The organism is Spirulina sp. LEGE 11439 (assembly GCF_059821285.1).
In genome coordinates this window covers 1-14919 of record NZ_JCAMRX010000020.1, presented here as the reverse complement: position 1 = coordinate 14919, position 14919 = coordinate 1, and the positions used below count along the sequence as shown (strand labels likewise).

Sequence of the window (14919 nt, the reverse complement as noted above, 5' to 3'; positions counted from 1 at the left end):
TACCCGCCTCGAAGTTTTGGGAAAACTTCATTATTCGTTAGCAGCATTTGTATGCTGACAGGAGAGGGGAACGCTAAAACGATAAAATTGGCAGAAAAGCTGAAAGTTCAAAGTGGCAAAAGCATATTTTTTATCTTCTGCTCGTTCTTACTCATGTTATTGACTCGATTTATCTGACTCGAAATTTCTCTAACTCGAGATTTCCTAAACTCGGTTGGGCGATATTGAATTTTCCTAAGCCAGCGCGATCGAAGAGTAGGGTTCGCTAGTGACATCTTCTCTCGCTAAACTCTTAAAGTTATAGCGCGAGACTAGATTCATTTGATTTTTGCTAAAAAAGCTCAATCACTATTCATTGTACACGCTTTTCAAGCAACGCGCCGATCTTTTCTTGATTTTGGCGCGATCGTAAAATCGGTTTCTGTAATTTGGACGGATACAATTGAGCATGAACAGGCAAAATAAACCCAGCCATCGACTTCTAGGAAAAATCGCTGCGATCGCTCGATTCAGTTCTCTCGTACCGAGATTTTCTTGTTCACTGAAGATTGGGCATTAATTGCCGATTTGCTGATGGCGATCGGAATATTCTAAAATTTTGACAGTGTAACGTTAATAATCCCAATGTGAAGGAACTGGATATGATATCTCTTGAAACTCTTAAAAGTTGGCTTACTGAGCCACCAGAAGACGAACATCTAGAATTTAAAGAAGCAAAGAATCAATATGATAGTACAAAACTCCTCAAATATTGTGTAGCTCTTGCTAATGAACGAGGGGGATACTTGGTTTTAGGAGTTACAGATAAACGTCCGCGTCAAGTAGTCGGCACAAAAGCATTTCCAACCCAAGAAATTCTTAACGAGATTAAAACTAAGATTTTCTATAAATTGCAACTACGAGTTGAAGTTACAGAACCTGAACATCCTGATGGACGAGTATTGATTTTTGAGATTCCATCTCGTCCTACCGGTCAGGCAATACACTTAGATGGCACTTACCTAATGCGTTCAGGAGAAGCACTTGTTCCCATGACATCAGATATGCTAAAACGCATCTTTGCTGAAGATGAACAAGACTGGTTTTCTCAATCTGCTAAAACCAATTTAAGTCCTGATGAAATTATTGCTCAACTTGACACACAAACTTATTTTCAGCTTTTACATCTTCCCTATCCAGATAATCAAGATGCTGTACTGGAACGATTAAAAAGTGAGAATTTAATCAGAAAAAATACAGGAGATTGGACAATTCTGAATTTAGGAGCAATTCTACTTGCAGAACAACTAGACAATTTTTCAACATCCTTAGCTCGTAAAGCACCTAGAGTTATAATTTATGAAGGAATCAATAAACTGATAACCAAGACCGAGAAGATTGAAATAAAAGGATATGCTGTTGGTTTTAAAGACTTAGTTGATTTTGTCTATTCTGCCGCACCTCAAAACCGATTTATTGAAGATGATGTGCGGAAAGAAGTTAAAATGTTTCCCAAACAAGCAATACGAGAACTTATAGCAAATGCTCTTGTACATCAGGATTTTCAGAGGACGGGAACATCAGTTATGATTGAAATGTATAGCGATCGCGTTGAAATTTCTAATCCAGGTGTTCCTCCAATTAAAGTGGAGCGCTTTATTGATGAATATCGTTCTCGTAATGAGCAGCTTGCAGATTTAATGCGTCGCTTTGGAATTTGTGAGGAAAAGGGAAGTGGTATTGATAAAGTTATTTCTGCGGCTGAGGTCAATCGATTACCTGCACCAGATTTTAGGACAGGTGCAATTCATACAACAGCCGTACTATTTGCATCTCAAGACTTTAATGAAATGAGCAGCGAAAAGCGTATACGTGCTTGTTATCAGCATTGTTGTCTTCTCTATTTGAGTAATAAGCGTATGTCTAACCAAACTCTTCGGGAACGATTCCATTTGGATAAAAAAAAGAATACAACAGTTTCAAAAATAATTAAGGATACGCAAGAAGCTGAACTGATTCGACCAGAATCATTTGAATCAGATTCAACTCGCTACGCACGTTATCTTCCTTTTTGGGCATAGTTCTGAGTGCTTCATCGCAAATTCCCTCATGGCTCATTAGATGACTGAATCCTATATAAAACAAGGCTTTAACGTGCTTCATCGCAAATTCCTACCACACCAATAACATTACTTTTCAGGTTAGCCGCAATTTAGAGATTTTGATTGAGGACTTAGATTGGTGACTTGGAAACTGGTTTATACTAAAATCGATCGCTTCCTTCAAGAACTCCCAGAAATACCCGAGAGTTCGTCGATCGCAATTAATTGTTCCTTAACACCCGTCCATATAAATCGTAAACATCGGCATCTGTAATTTTTACAGGGACGATCGCACCTAAACGGGCCATTCCTTCTACATAAACCCAGCCGTCAACTTCTGGGGAAAATCGTGCCGATCGCCCGATTAATTCTCCCGTACCGGGATTTTCTTGTTCGATCAACACATCAACGGTTTTACCAATTTCTTTGTGGTTTTTCTTAGCTGCGATCGGCTGTTGAATTTCCATGAGAATATCCCGACGTTCGTTCATAACTTCTTGGAGAACTTGTTCGGGTAAAGCATAAGCAGGGGTTTCTTCTTCTGGTGAAAAAGTGAAGACCCCCACATGATCGAATTCATGACGTTGAATAAAGTCGGCTAAATGTTGAAAATGCGCCTCAGTTTCCCCCGGAAAACCGACAATTAGGGTTGTGCGGAGAACGGCACCGGGAATCTCGGTTTTTAGTCGTTCGATAATCTCATCATTCACTCTTCCCTGCCAAGGTCGATTCATCGATCGCAAAATTTCTGGATGAGAATGTTGTAAAGGTAAATCTAAATACGGCAGAACATTCGGCGTTTCCCGCATCGCCGCAATCACTTTTGGCGTTAACCCCGTGGGATAGGCATAGTGCATCCGAATCCAAGGAATATCAACTTTTCCCAGTTCCCGCAATAACTCGGCTAATTTCGGTTCGCCATAAATATCTTTGCCGTAATTGGTGGTAATTTGCGAAATGAGAATGAGTTCTTGGACTCCTTGCTCTGCCAGCATTTTAGCTTCTGTAACAATAGATTCGATCGATCGCGATCGCTGATTGCCCCGCAGGTGAGGAATAATACAAAAAGCACAGCGATAATCGCACCCTTCGGCAATTCTTAAGTAAGCCACTCCTTCTGTGGTCGTGCGATACCGAGGAGTATTTTCATCGGCGATATAGGTAGGTTCCAAGGAAACTTCTTTAACCCGTTCTCCAGTTTCAACCCGTTCGATGACCGCAACAATTTTTTGATAATCGCTACTGCCAACAACCGCAACAGCTTCCGGCAATTCTTCTAATAATTGTTCCTGAAAATGCTGTGCCATGCAGCCCGCAATAATAATCTTTTTATTATCTTCGGCCAGTTCGACTAAAGTTCGCACGGACTCTTCCCGGGCGGCTTGAATAAAACTACAGGTATTGACCACAACATAATCGGCCAATTCTTCATTAGAATCGACCTCGTAACCCGCTTCAACTAACAAACCGAGCATATGTTCGGAGTCGATGCGGTTTTTTTCGCATCCGAGATGGGAAATGGCAATACTGGTTTTGGGCATAGGGATTGGGAGATAGTGGAGATAGGGGGTTTGGGGGAGTTGGGGGGAAAGGGAAATTTTTAATTTTTCTCTTGATTATCTTGCCAAAATTCCTTCATTCTTGCCCATGTCCCCTTTTATACAATAATGGAAACGAAACGCTCCTAGAATTTCGAGCCAATAAGAGTGGACCTAAAAAAAATCTTCTCAACCCCCAACCCCATTATCGGTGTCGTTCATCTGCTGCCCCTGCCGACTTCTCCTCGGTGGAATGGAGATTTACACAAAACGATCGATCGTGCCGAACAAGAAGCAACAGCCCTCGCTGCGGGTGGGGTGGATGGAATTATTATAGAAAATTTTTTCGATGCGCCTTTTGCTAAAGATTGCGTCGATCCGGCAACGACGAGCGCCATGACCCTCATCGTACAACGCCTGCTTAGCCTTGTCATGCTTCCCGTGGGTATTAATGTTCTGCGAAATGACGCGAAAAGTGCTATGGCGATCGCGTCGATCTGCGGTTGTCAATTTATTCGCGTCAACGTTCTGACGGGAGTGATGGCGACGGATCAAGGCATTATTGAAGGGAATGCTTGGGAATTGTTGCGCTATCGTCGAGAGTTGGGCAGCGATGTGGCAATTTTTGCCGATGTCTTGGTCAAACACGCCAGACCGTTAGGCACGCCCAATCTCACGGTTGCCGTCAAAGATACCATCGAACGCGGTTTAGCCGATGCGGTGATTCTTTCAGGCTGGGCGACGGGAAGCCCTCCCAGCTTGGAGGATTTAGAATTGGCCGTCAACGCAGCCCAAGGAACGCCCGTCTTGATTGGTAGCGGTGCCAACTGGGATAATATTGGCACCTTAATGCAGGCCGCTGATGGCGTGATTGTGGCGAGTTCTCTGAAACGGAATGGACGCATCGAAGAAGCGATCGATCCCATTCGCGTTCAATCTTTCGTGGAAGCCGCCCGCGAAACTCCGGTTTCTCGGGATGAAATTATCCCCAATCGCAAAATTAAAATACAAAATACAAAATAATCGTGTCGATCGTATTTTGAGCCAAACCCATGAATCGCAATCGTTCTCTTCCTTGGATTTACCAAAAATCGCGCTGGTTTATTGGCGCGATCGCCTTGTTGGGGTTGATTCTGACTTCTTATCTCACCCTGATTAAACTGACGGGAAATTCTGCCTTTTGCCTCGCAGGTGGAGACGGCTGCAATATCGCCCTATCCAGTTCTTATGCCACGGTTTTCGGGCTTCCTCTCTCGCTTTATGGGGTCGTTGCCTATTTCAGTATGGCAATTTTGGCTTTAGTCCCGGCAGTAATCCCCTTAGAAGCAAAATCCCAACGCGATCGCCTTGAAAATTGGACTTGGAATCTCTTATTAATTGGCGCGACAGGCATGACGGCGGCGAGTAGTTATTTAGTTTATCTTCTTGCTTTTGAACTACATGCTTTTTGCCCCTATTGTCTGGCTTCGGCTACCTTTTCCATTAGTTTATTCTTATTAACCCTATTCGGTCGTCTTTGGGAAGATTGGGGGCAAGTGTTCTTTACAGGAATTATCGTTGCGATCGTAACGGTTGTGGGCGCATTAGGGGTTTATGCCAACGAAACGCCTCCTGCCCTGATTAATGGACGTATCCCCATTCCCGCCTTAAAAACCGCTCCTCAACCCGGCATCGGTTGGGAAATTGCCACCACATCCACCCCTTCAGAAATCGCCCTCGCCGAACATTTAAACCAAACCGAAGCCAAAATGTATGGGGCTTATTGGTGTCCTCATTGCAGCGAACAAAAACTCTTGTTAGGCAAACAAGCCTTTGCTCAAATCAACTATGTGGAATGCGATCGCAAGGGCAAAAACTCTCAAACTGCCCTCTGTCAAGCTAAAGGCGTGCATTCTTTCCCTACGTGGGAAATTAACGGTGAATTGTATGAAGGCATTCAAAGTTTAGAAAAGCTGGCGCAATTATCCGGCTATGCAGGAACGCAAGACTTCAAGTATATTATCCCCGGATTAAAATAGAAATTGCCCATTACCGATTACCCATAAATAATGAGAAGAAAACGTTCTATTCCTTGGCTTCACCGCTACTCGCGATTTATTATCGGCGCGATCGCGAGTATGGGGGCAGTCCTGACAGCCTATTTAACCATTACCAAACTCACGGGCGGAAATGTCGGCTGTGCGGTCAATGCCAGCGCCACGACGGGAAGTTGTAATGATGTCCTCTCCAGTCCCTATGCAACAGTTTTTGGACTTCCCTTAGCGTTATTTGGGTTGCTAGCTTATCTGGCAATGATAACTTTTGCCCTCTCTCCCTATGTTATCAATCCTGAAAACAATCGCGATTTGCGAAATACACTAAACCATTGGACGAGCTTATTTTTACTGATTGGCTCGACGGCTATGATGGTTTTTAGTGCTTATTTAATGTACGTTCTCTTTGGCAAAATCCAAGCAGTTTGTTATTACTGTATCGGGTCGGCCTTATTTTCTTTGAGCTTATTTTTACTGACAGTTTTTGGACGAGATTGGGAAGATAGCGGTCAAATTATTTTCACCAGTGTTATCGTCGCTTTTATTACTTTTATGGGCACCTTGGGAATTTATGCCCCGCTCAACGATCCCGCGATCGCTGAAGGTAAAATTCCCATTCCTATCGCCAGACAAAGCGAACTCATTCCGGGAAAAGGCTGGAAAATCTCTACCAAGTCGGGAGAGTCCGAAATTGAACTCGCCCAACATTTAAGGGAAAATGACATTAAAATGTACGGTGCCTACTGGTGTCCTCATTGTTACGAGCAAAAAGCCCTGTTTGGCAAAGAAGCCTTTGCGGAAGTGGAATATATTGAATGCGAGGCAGATGGAGAAAATGCTCAACCTCAAGCCTGTGAAGCGGCTGGGGTTCAATCTTATCCCAGTTGGGAGATTGGCGATCGCTTACAACCGGGACGGCTGTTGTTAGATGAATTAGCCGAAGTCTCTGAATATGACGGTTCGACCGATTTTCAATATGTTCTTCCAACAAGATAAGAGAGTTTCTTGAGCGATCGCTATATTTCCAGTGGCAGTTTCTCTCAAGAAGGCAGTAAAACGGAAAAGAAGGAAAGCTGTAATTCTCGGAAATTTTCTTTGTACGTTCTTTGCTGTCTGGCACGATTGTAGATGTCTAATTTACGCTCTCGATTTATATCTCTTTGGTCTTGGTGGCAGCAAAAGCGAGCCTTTGGTGTTGCTTCTTTTGGAGTCGCGGGCTGTATTATTCTCTTGCGATCGAGCGGGATTCTCCAAACTTGGGAATGGGCGGCTTACGATCAATTATTTCGCCTGCGTCCGGCTGAACCTCCAGAAGAGCGGGTTTTAATTGTGGCGATCGATGAAGAAGATATCCAACAAATCGGGACTTGGCCGATCCCCGATCGCATTTTGGCCGATCTCATTAATAAGTTAAATGAGTCCCAACCCCGGGCGATTGGTTTGGATATTTATCGCGATCTCATCGTCGAACCCGGTCACGATCGCTTACAAAAAGCGATGACGGAAATTCCCTATTTTGTCGGTATTGAAAAATTAGGGGACAGCAGAAGCGGAATTGCTCCTCCTCTGCTCCTCCCTGATGAGACCGTTGGTTTTAATAATGTTGCGACTGATGCAGATGGAAGAGTCCGTCGCAGCCTGTTTTATGTCCACGAAGACGACGGAAAATCTCGAACCAGCTTTGCCTTGCGTTTGGCCTTACTTTATCTCAAACAAGAAGGCATTGAGCCGCACCCAGCAGAAGTTAACCCCAAGTATCTCCAATTAAACAAAAGTCCCTTCCCGTCCTTGCAATCTAATGATGGGGCTTACGTTCGCATGGACAACCAAGGCTATCAAGTTTTAGTCAACTTTCGTCATCCTAATGCTTTTGAAAAAGTTACGTTGCGGGAAGTGCTGAACGGAGAAGTCTCTCCCGATCGCATTCGCGATCGCATTGTGGCCATTGGTTCAACTGCTGAGAGCTTGGGAGATTTTGTTTATATTCCTTACAGTACCAATCCTTTTGGCTCTATTTCTCCGATCTATGGTGTAGAACTCCACGCCAATTTTATCAGCTATATTCTCGGCGCAGTTCTCGATGGTCGTCCTATCATTCAGGTTTGGCCCGATGCGATCGAATGGTTGTGGATTTTGTTCTGGTCGAGTCTGGGAACCGCGATCGTTCTGCAATTGCGATCGCCACTTCACTCATTAGCAGGATTGTTGGGTGGAGTTGCCATTCTCATCGGGGGAACTTATGGTGTATTTTTGTGGGGATGGTGGCTTCCCGTCATTCCACCTTTACTCAGTTTGGGAGGCTCTGCCAGCGTCTTGACGGGCTATTTGGCCTATCGCCAAGAAGAACTCAAACGCTCGACAGAATTTTTAAAATCCACGATCGACAATATTCCCGATCCTATCTTTGTTAAAGATCGCGATCGCCGTTGGATTGTTCTCAATCAATCCTTTTGTGATTTTAGCGGCTATCCCTTGGCAGAATTACTCAATAAAACCGATGCCGATATTTTTCACCCCAGCGAAGCACAAGTCTTTCGCGAACAAGATGAGTGGGTTTTTCGCTATCAAACTCCGCGAGAACATGAAGAACAATTAACCGATCGCCAAGGCCGGATTTATTTAACAGCAACCAAACGTTCTTTACATAAAGATGCGGCGGGCAATATCTTTTTAATTGGTGTCATTCGCGATATTACGGAACGGAAAAAAATTGAAGAGGAGTTAAGACGAACCACGGAAGAACTCAGTCGTTCTAATGCCGAACTCAAACGCACTCACGTTCGCTTGCATCATTTGGCTTACACGGATTCCCTCACGGGTTTGGCCAACCGCAAAGGTTTTTATGAAAGTTTTCACACCTTTTTGGTTTGGGCGCAAAACAACAAGCGTCTCGTAGGATTATTGTTTTTGGATCTCGATGGTTTCAAACAAGTCAATGATAATCTCGGACACCAAGGGGGCGATTTACTCCTCAAAGCGGTCGCCGAACGCATTGAGAACTGCTTGCGGGATAGCGATCGCGTTGCTCGTTTGGGAGGCGATGAATTCACGGTTATTTTACCCGGAATCAAGAAAGCAGAAGATGTTGCAATTGTCGCCCATAAAATTGCGACAACTCTATCTACTCCTTTCCTTTTAAATGAGGAGCGCGTTTTTATTACTGTTAGTATTGGCAGCAGTGTTTACCCGCAAGATGGCAGTACGGAAGAAGTTTTAATCTCTCTTGCTGACAAAGCCATGTATCAAGTTAAAAACAGCAATCGCCCTGAAGAGAAACCTACGGAAAGCAATCAGTAATTATACTGAACAATAATTGTAATATATAAACTAATATTATAATTTTGTAAAAAAAATTAGCTTTTCCAGTGGATGAAAAAAATTCATCAGAAAATTGTGAATAATTTGCGTGCTATTTTGCACAGCCGTGAATATACTTATAGTGATGAGTCAGAAACAAGATTCAGTCTTGGTAGGGTTATGAAGATTTCTCTTCGTTTCACAAATACAGTAGAAATTGGTTTGGCCGTTGGGGTGAGCCTGCAAATTTTGCTGTTTGGAGCTTGTGAAGTAGTTGCCCAAACAAAAGACGGTGTTAATTCAGAGACCCTCAATTCCCCCTTAAATTCTGCAATCTGGATTTCCCCAGCAAAAGTAAGCCAAGCTAGGCACTTGCTCGATTTCAATAAAGAATTCGATCCTGATAATAATGGCAAGCCTCGCGATACAAGAGGAACTGGAACTCGCTGCATTCACGATTCCCTTGAAAATATTCTTCAGAATTTTCTGATTTAGAAATTTAATCGAGAAAATTAATTTAATTATCTTGTACCGAGATTGATTCAAAAGTATTAGTCTGCAAGGTTGCTACGCTGGAAACTGACCGAACTTCATATTTTTGCAAAATTTAATCGCATTTTTTTTACAAAAATTAGTGTTTTACAAAAATTAGTGAATATTAACAATCTTTTTGTACTCTCTGTAAAAGTACGGAGTCGCTCTGGTTCTTCATTTTTGGGATTGACGGCCGCAAAAAACCCACTCTTTTTTGCGGTTAGAGTGGGTAACAAAACAGAGCTAAAATGGTTAATTAATCATAAATTCCATTATTCAAACGATCGTCGCCTTGAGTGAAGACATCAGCGCGTTGAACAACGGTAAATTTATCCAAGTTAGCTTGCAAGCGTTGCTTTTGCGTTTCAGATAAACCCGGAATATTGAGGACATCCTCTACCGCCTGATAAGGGGCATTACTGACAATTTTGGTTGCCAAAGTCGGATAAAATCCTTGCAATTGACGAAACCCTCGAACGTTTGTATTGTTTAAGTCAATTTTTTGACCGAACTCTGTTGTCAGCATCTTGTCCGCTTGGTTGCGAAGTTCTGCTAATACGGGAGCATTGACTCTCGTAAATTGCCCAGTAAATTGCGGTAAGGAAACAGCTAAGGTTGCTTGTTGTCCTCCAAAAACCCAACAGGTGAACGCCAGTAAGGCGATCGCAAGAACGCGAAATACATTTTTCATCAAATCCTCCTCAGCAAAGCTCTAAAAACAAAGACATTAGAATTTTTTTAACTTTTGTGTTCTATTTCTCATTTTATCCCAGAACGGGAACAGTTAGCCGTGACTCGTTCCTTGCGAACAGGTCAATTCGCGATCGCGAAATCTTGACTTGCAGAAAAATTTCTCATATCATAAACGTTTATATTTTTTTCTAGAAAATGTAGTGTCAGTCATAGCCATTCGAGGCTAATCCAGAAAATTCAGCCGAACTCGTCTAGTTAATTAGAGAAAATAGTGGTTTCTTCTAGCGTATCTCCAACATCTCAAGCAACCCCAACCCCAATCCGACGCACGGGGGCTTATGCCTTAATCGATAGTCTCGTCCGTCACGGAGTTAAGCATATTTTTGGCTATCCGGGGGGAGCCATTCTGCCGATTTACGATGAAGTGTATCGTGCCGAAGCAAGGGGCGATGTGCAACATATTCTTGTCAGACACGAACAGGGGGCTTCCCATGCGGCGGACGGTTATGCTCGCGCCACGGGGCAGGTGGGGGTGTGTTTTGCGACTTCCGGACCCGGTGCGACAAATTTAGTGACAGGCATTGCAACGGCGCATCTCGATTCTATTCCTTTGGTGGCGATTACCGGACAGGTGGCACGAGGGGCGATCGGAACTGATGCTTTCCAAGAAACCGATATTTGGGGCATTACTCTGCCGATCGTGAAAAATTCCTATGTGGTCCGTCAGCCGGAAGATATGGCGCGGATCGTCGCAGAAGCTTTTCATATCGCAAGTTCTGGCCGTCCGGGTCCGGTATTGATTGATGTGCCGAAAGATGTGGGTTTAGAGGAGTTTGACTATATTCCGGTAGAGCCGGGTGGGATTAAATTAACCGGGTTTCGCCCGACGGTGAAGGGAAATCCCAGACAAATTAATGCGGCTTTGAAGTTAATACAGGCAGCAGAATGCCCGCTTATGTACGTGGGTGGGGGCGCGATCGCAGCCGGGGCGCACCGACAATTACACCAACTCGCAGAACATTTTCACATTCCTGTGACGACGACTTTGATGGGGTTGGGGGCTTTTGATGAAAATCACGCGCTTTCCGTGGGAATGTTGGGGATGCACGGCACGGCTTATGCAAATTTTGCGGTCAGTGAATGCGATTTATTAATTGCGATCGGCTCGCGGTTTGACGATCGCGTGACGGGAAAATTAGATGAATTTGCCTCGAAAGCCAAGGTGATTCATATCGACATCGATCCCGCAGAAGTCGGGAAAAATCGAGCGCCAGAAGTTCCCATTGTTGGGGATGTGAAGGTGGTCTTAACCCAAATGCTCGATCGCCTTGGAGAATTGGGACTCGAGGAAGATGAGGAAAAAACGCGGGTTTGGTTAGAGAAAATCGCTCATTGGCGCAAGGACTATCCCCTCGTGGTTCCCCATCATGCTGATAGTCTTTCCCCGCAAGAAGTGATTGTGGCAATCGGCCAGCAAGCGCCCAATGCTTACTATACGACCGATGTCGGGCAGCATCAGATGTGGGCGGCACAGTTTATCAATTATGGTCCCCGTCGTTGGATTTCGAGTGCGGGACTGGGAACGATGGGCTATGGAATGCCTGCTGCTATGGGGGTTAAGGTGGCATTGCCAGAAGAAGAGGTGATTTGTATTAGCGGCGATGCCAGTTTTCAAATGAATCTGCAAGAGTTGGCTACTCTGGCCCAATATAACATTGCGGCAAAGACGATCATTATTAATAATGGTTGGCAAGGTATGGTACGTCAATGGCAGCAGACTTTCTTTGGGGAGCGTTATTCTTCTTCTAATATGGAAGTCGGGATGCCGGATTTTGTGAAATTGGCTGAGGCGTTTGGGGTCAAGGGCATTTTGGTGCGCGATCGCAGCGAATTGAAAGAAGCGATCGCAACGATGCTGGCTTACAATGGTCCTGTTTTAGTGGATGCCCATGTTACCCGAGATGAAAATTGCTATCCGATGATCGCCCCCGGTAAAAACAACTCGCAAATGTTGGGACTACCGAAAAAGAATAAGGTGGATGAAGCGATCGGCTTGATTTATTGCAGCAGTTGTGGGGCAAAAAATCCCACGACTAATAAATTTTGTCCTGAATGTGGGGCAAAACTTTGACAGTTATCAGTTATCAATGAGAGAACGGAAATTGATAACTGTTTATTGTTCAACAGTATCGGACAAAGCGATCGCATCACGCTTTGCCCGCTCTTTTTATCATCTACAGCTCTTGAAGGCAGGATCGCCAATTACAACAGAAAGGAAATGAGATGGCACAGAATCCGGATTTTTATTCTAAACAACTGCGTCTAGCAATTCTCAGTGCATATCCGAGCAAAGCCGATCTAGAAATTTTGATTGCTGACGAATTTAATGAGAATTTAGAGGCGATCGTAGGAGGAAATAATAACACCCAGATTGTTTTTAACCTTATCAAGTGGGCAAAATCTCAAGGAAAACTTTCTTCTCTTGTTGAGGCTGCATATCAAAATAATCCCAATAATGAGAAATTGCAAGAATTTTATCGTCAATGGCTCAACTCTTTTGTTGGCAAATCCTCTAGGAAGGGTCGAGATTTAGGGCCAGACTTTGACTGGAGAGGAATTACAGATGAGAGGGAATTACAAAGTTGGTTCAAACCCGAACCCGAATTACTTGATATTGGTTTTTTGAGACAAGCGATCGCTCATTCTGCTTCAGTTTGTCGCGTTGAAATTGCCGACTTTGGTATTGTTGGGACGGGAGTTTTAATTGGCGATCGCCAAGTTTTGACGAATTATCATGTTTTGCAATCCAGTCTCGATCTCGATGTTTGCGAAATACTACGACGGACGGTTTTGCGTTTTGGTTGTTATACTTCGGAAACTGGAGATGAATTAACCGGACAAGTATTTCAATTAGATCGCGATCGCCCTATTCTCGATTCTAGTCCAACGCGAGAATTAGATTACGTTTTGCTAAACGCGGACGAAAAGATTAAACAGTTTTCAGAAATTCAACCCGCATCTTTAGAGTGCGATCGCCTTCCTGAAGAACGAATGGGACTCAATATTTTGCAACATCCTGAAGGAGGTTCGATGAAAATTGCCATCAGCACCAATGGGATTACGGGAGTTTACAAGGAATCTGGACTGATTCAATATGTCACTAAAACGGCTGGAGGGTCAAGCGGTGCGCCCTGTTTTAATGAAGATTGGCAGTTGGTTGCCCTGCATCACGCCCAAAGAGCGAGGGTCTTTGGTACGATCCGAGAGGGAATTTTATTGAATTCGATTTATTCGAGAATTCAATCTCATCTGAAGTAGAACTATAATAGATCGGATTTTGACTTTCTATCGCTAAAATGAGTCGTCGAATTATTACCGTCCAATACGAATCGAAAACGCCGAATGCCCGAATCGATACTTATTTTGATAAGGTCATTAAGTATATTCCCGCCGATATTGTCTGCGCTTGGGTAACAGCGAATGGACTTATTGAAAGTGCGGCAAATATTCCTAAAAGTGTGGTGCTATGGATTACTTTTGCGATCGCAACGATCTTAACAGCAATTTGGACATTAAAACAAACTTCTTTACCCGATCGCTCTCCAGCAATCACGCAAATTACAATTTCAACCCTTGCATTCATCGTCTGGGTTTTTGCTTTAGGAGGTCCTTTTGCTACGCTGGAATTTTATCAACCTGTTTACGGTTCTCTGCTGTTGATTTTCTATACTCTAGTCGTGGGTTTAATCAATCCGCTTGAAGAATAAAATTGCGGCATAAAACTATAATTTTGCACGATATTTTGAGAAAGATATGGGATTGACAAACCAACAGCGAAAACAACTTCGAGAAGCGCTACAAAGTGCATTTCCCGATCTAGGAGATTTTAAAATTGTACTCGATGATCTCGGCTGGAATTTAGGGAATATCGCTAAAAATTGCACGACAGATAGACAAATTTTTCACAGAGTTGTTTGCTACGCTGACAGTTGCGATCGAATAGAGACACTCGTGCGAGAAGCAAGAGAAGCAAATCCGGGAAATCCTCAGCTAAAGGTGTTTACAACTAGCGATATTACTGCAAAAGAACTTGCTGAATTATGCGATCGTGAAGCAGAAGCAGAAGAAAACCAAAAACTTGAAAAACGTAGCAAGATTGAGCAAAAAACTCGAAATAAAGCGAACGAATTGCAGAATTTAGAGTCTCATGATTCTAATCCCAATCGTATCGAGCTAGAATTCAAAAAATATATTCGCAAGCTCGATTTTAAGGACGCGATCGCTAACTTCAAAAATACAATTGGAAGTTGTCAAGAAAATGTTGGATATTTTTGTTTTTTAATTGAGAGAAGTCACCTATTAGCAGGTGATAGCTATTTAGAGGAAATTCGTTATCTCCTTGAAGAAGAAAGTATGGGTAAATTTAAGTATTATCCCATTCAACTTTCTGATGGTGGCATTGTTTCTAATGAATGGGGAATTTTAAATCGTCTTGCTGGATATTTTGGTTTAGAAAACTCACCTAATCCAAACACCAAAGATATTGCTTATCAAATTTGTCATACAATTCATACAGGAACTATTATTTTTTTTGAATTTAATTTTCGAGATTACATCTCCGAAGAAACCAAAATCATAGATTGGTTTGTCAATCAGTTTTGGTTGCTCCTTACTGAAACAATAAAAAATACGGGTCTACCGAACTTAGTATGTAAAACTAAGTTGAGAAAAGGGCATCCAACC

The 14919-nt window shown here is 43.2% G+C and carries 12 protein-coding genes; 10 read left to right on the top strand and 2 right to left on the bottom strand.

Translation table 11 applies throughout. The features are described from left to right. Nucleotides 1-641: 641 nt before the first annotated feature. Complete coding sequence (locus tag AC6RV6_RS14700; RefSeq protein ID WP_500241616.1) at nucleotides 642-2060, top strand: ATP-binding protein; 1419 nt, start codon at nucleotides 642-644, stop codon at nucleotides 2058-2060. Nucleotides 2061-2302: 242 nt separating this feature from the next. Here AC6RV6_RS14700 and rimO read toward each other — a convergent pair whose 3' ends face one another. Beyond that, nucleotides 2303-3622, bottom strand: coding sequence for a 30S ribosomal protein S12 methylthiotransferase RimO (rimO, locus tag AC6RV6_RS14695; protein ID WP_500241615.1), 1320 nt, complete (start codon nucleotides 3620-3622; stop codon nucleotides 2303-2305). Nucleotides 3623-3787: 165 nt separating this feature from the next. Here rimO and btpA point away from each other — a divergent pair, with 165 nt between their 5' ends. The 5 genes from btpA (at nucleotide 3788) to AC6RV6_RS14670 (ending at nucleotide 9444) form a co-directional block, all read left to right on the top strand. After that, nucleotides 3788-4642: a photosystem I biogenesis protein BtpA gene (gene btpA / locus AC6RV6_RS14690; RefSeq protein WP_500241614.1), complete on the top strand. Its 855-nt coding sequence runs from the start codon at nucleotides 3788-3790 to the stop codon at nucleotides 4640-4642. Between the two features lie 29 nt (nucleotides 4643-4671). Beyond that, on the top strand, nucleotides 4672-5637 hold the full coding sequence (locus AC6RV6_RS14685; RefSeq protein ID WP_500241613.1) for a vitamin K epoxide reductase family protein: 966 nt from the start codon (nucleotides 4672-4674) through the stop codon (nucleotides 5635-5637). A 30-nt stretch (nucleotides 5638-5667) separates the two neighbouring features. Further along, complete coding sequence (locus tag AC6RV6_RS14680; protein WP_500241612.1) at nucleotides 5668-6648, top strand: vitamin K epoxide reductase family protein; 981 nt, start codon at nucleotides 5668-5670, stop codon at nucleotides 6646-6648. Between the two features lie 132 nt (nucleotides 6649-6780). Beyond that, nucleotides 6781-8949 carry a CHASE2 domain-containing protein gene (locus AC6RV6_RS14675; protein ID WP_500241611.1) on the top strand — a complete coding sequence of 723 codons (2169 nt, stop codon included), beginning with the start codon at nucleotides 6781-6783 and terminating at the stop codon, nucleotides 8947-8949. A 72-nt stretch (nucleotides 8950-9021) separates the two neighbouring features. Then, entirely contained in the window at nucleotides 9022-9444 is a 423-nt protein-coding gene (locus tag AC6RV6_RS14670) for a hypothetical protein (RefSeq protein WP_500241610.1), read from the top strand. A gap of 295 nt (nucleotides 9445-9739) precedes the next feature. On the opposite strand, the gene psbU is transcribed toward AC6RV6_RS14670, so the two are convergent. Beyond that, nucleotides 9740-10174, bottom strand: coding sequence for a photosystem II complex extrinsic protein PsbU (gene psbU, locus AC6RV6_RS14665; RefSeq protein WP_500241609.1), 435 nt, complete (start codon nucleotides 10172-10174; stop codon nucleotides 9740-9742). A 273-nt stretch (nucleotides 10175-10447) separates the two neighbouring features. Between psbU and ilvB the strand changes: the two genes are divergently transcribed. From ilvB to AC6RV6_RS14645, 4 genes are all read left to right on the top strand, one after another. Next, nucleotides 10448-12307 (top strand): biosynthetic-type acetolactate synthase large subunit, encoded by a 1860-nt coding sequence (ilvB, locus tag AC6RV6_RS14660; protein ID WP_500241608.1) that lies wholly within the window; start codon nucleotides 10448-10450, stop codon nucleotides 12305-12307. A gap of 152 nt (nucleotides 12308-12459) precedes the next feature. Beyond that, nucleotides 12460-13494: a trypsin-like peptidase domain-containing protein gene (locus AC6RV6_RS14655; RefSeq protein ID WP_500241607.1), complete on the top strand. Its 1035-nt coding sequence runs from the start codon at nucleotides 12460-12462 to the stop codon at nucleotides 13492-13494. Nucleotides 13495-13532: 38 nt separating this feature from the next. Beyond that, on the top strand, nucleotides 13533-13943 hold the full coding sequence (locus AC6RV6_RS14650) for a hypothetical protein (RefSeq protein WP_500241606.1): 411 nt from the start codon (nucleotides 13533-13535) through the stop codon (nucleotides 13941-13943). Between the two features lie 46 nt (nucleotides 13944-13989). Beyond that, nucleotides 13990-14919 (top strand): effector-associated domain EAD1-containing protein (locus tag AC6RV6_RS14645; protein WP_500241605.1); only part of this gene is annotated, 930 nt, incomplete at its 3' end.

Excerpts from the sequence above, each read along its gene's own strand:
- AC6RV6_RS14700 (WP_500241616.1), top strand. The coding sequence starts at position 642 with ATGATATCTCTTGAAACTCTTAAAAGTTGGCTTACTGAGCCACCAGAA.
- rimO (WP_500241615.1), bottom strand. The coding sequence starts at position 3,622 with ATGCCCAAAACCAGTATTGCCATTTCCCATCTCGGATGCGAAAAAAAC.
- AC6RV6_RS14685 (WP_500241613.1), top strand. The coding sequence starts at position 4,672 with ATGAATCGCAATCGTTCTCTTCCTTGGATTTACCAAAAATCGCGCTGG.
- AC6RV6_RS14680 (WP_500241612.1), top strand. The coding sequence starts at position 5,668 with ATGAGAAGAAAACGTTCTATTCCTTGGCTTCACCGCTACTCGCGATTT.
- AC6RV6_RS14675 (WP_500241611.1), top strand. The coding sequence starts at position 6,781 with ATGTCTAATTTACGCTCTCGATTTATATCTCTTTGGTCTTGGTGGCAG.
- AC6RV6_RS14670 (WP_500241610.1), top strand. The coding sequence starts at position 9,022 with ATGAAAAAAATTCATCAGAAAATTGTGAATAATTTGCGTGCTATTTTG.
- psbU (WP_500241609.1), bottom strand. The coding sequence starts at position 10,174 with ATGAAAAATGTATTTCGCGTTCTTGCGATCGCCTTACTGGCGTTCACC.
- AC6RV6_RS14655 (WP_500241607.1), top strand. The coding sequence starts at position 12,460 with ATGGCACAGAATCCGGATTTTTATTCTAAACAACTGCGTCTAGCAATT.
- AC6RV6_RS14650 (WP_500241606.1), top strand. The coding sequence starts at position 13,533 with ATGAGTCGTCGAATTATTACCGTCCAATACGAATCGAAAACGCCGAAT.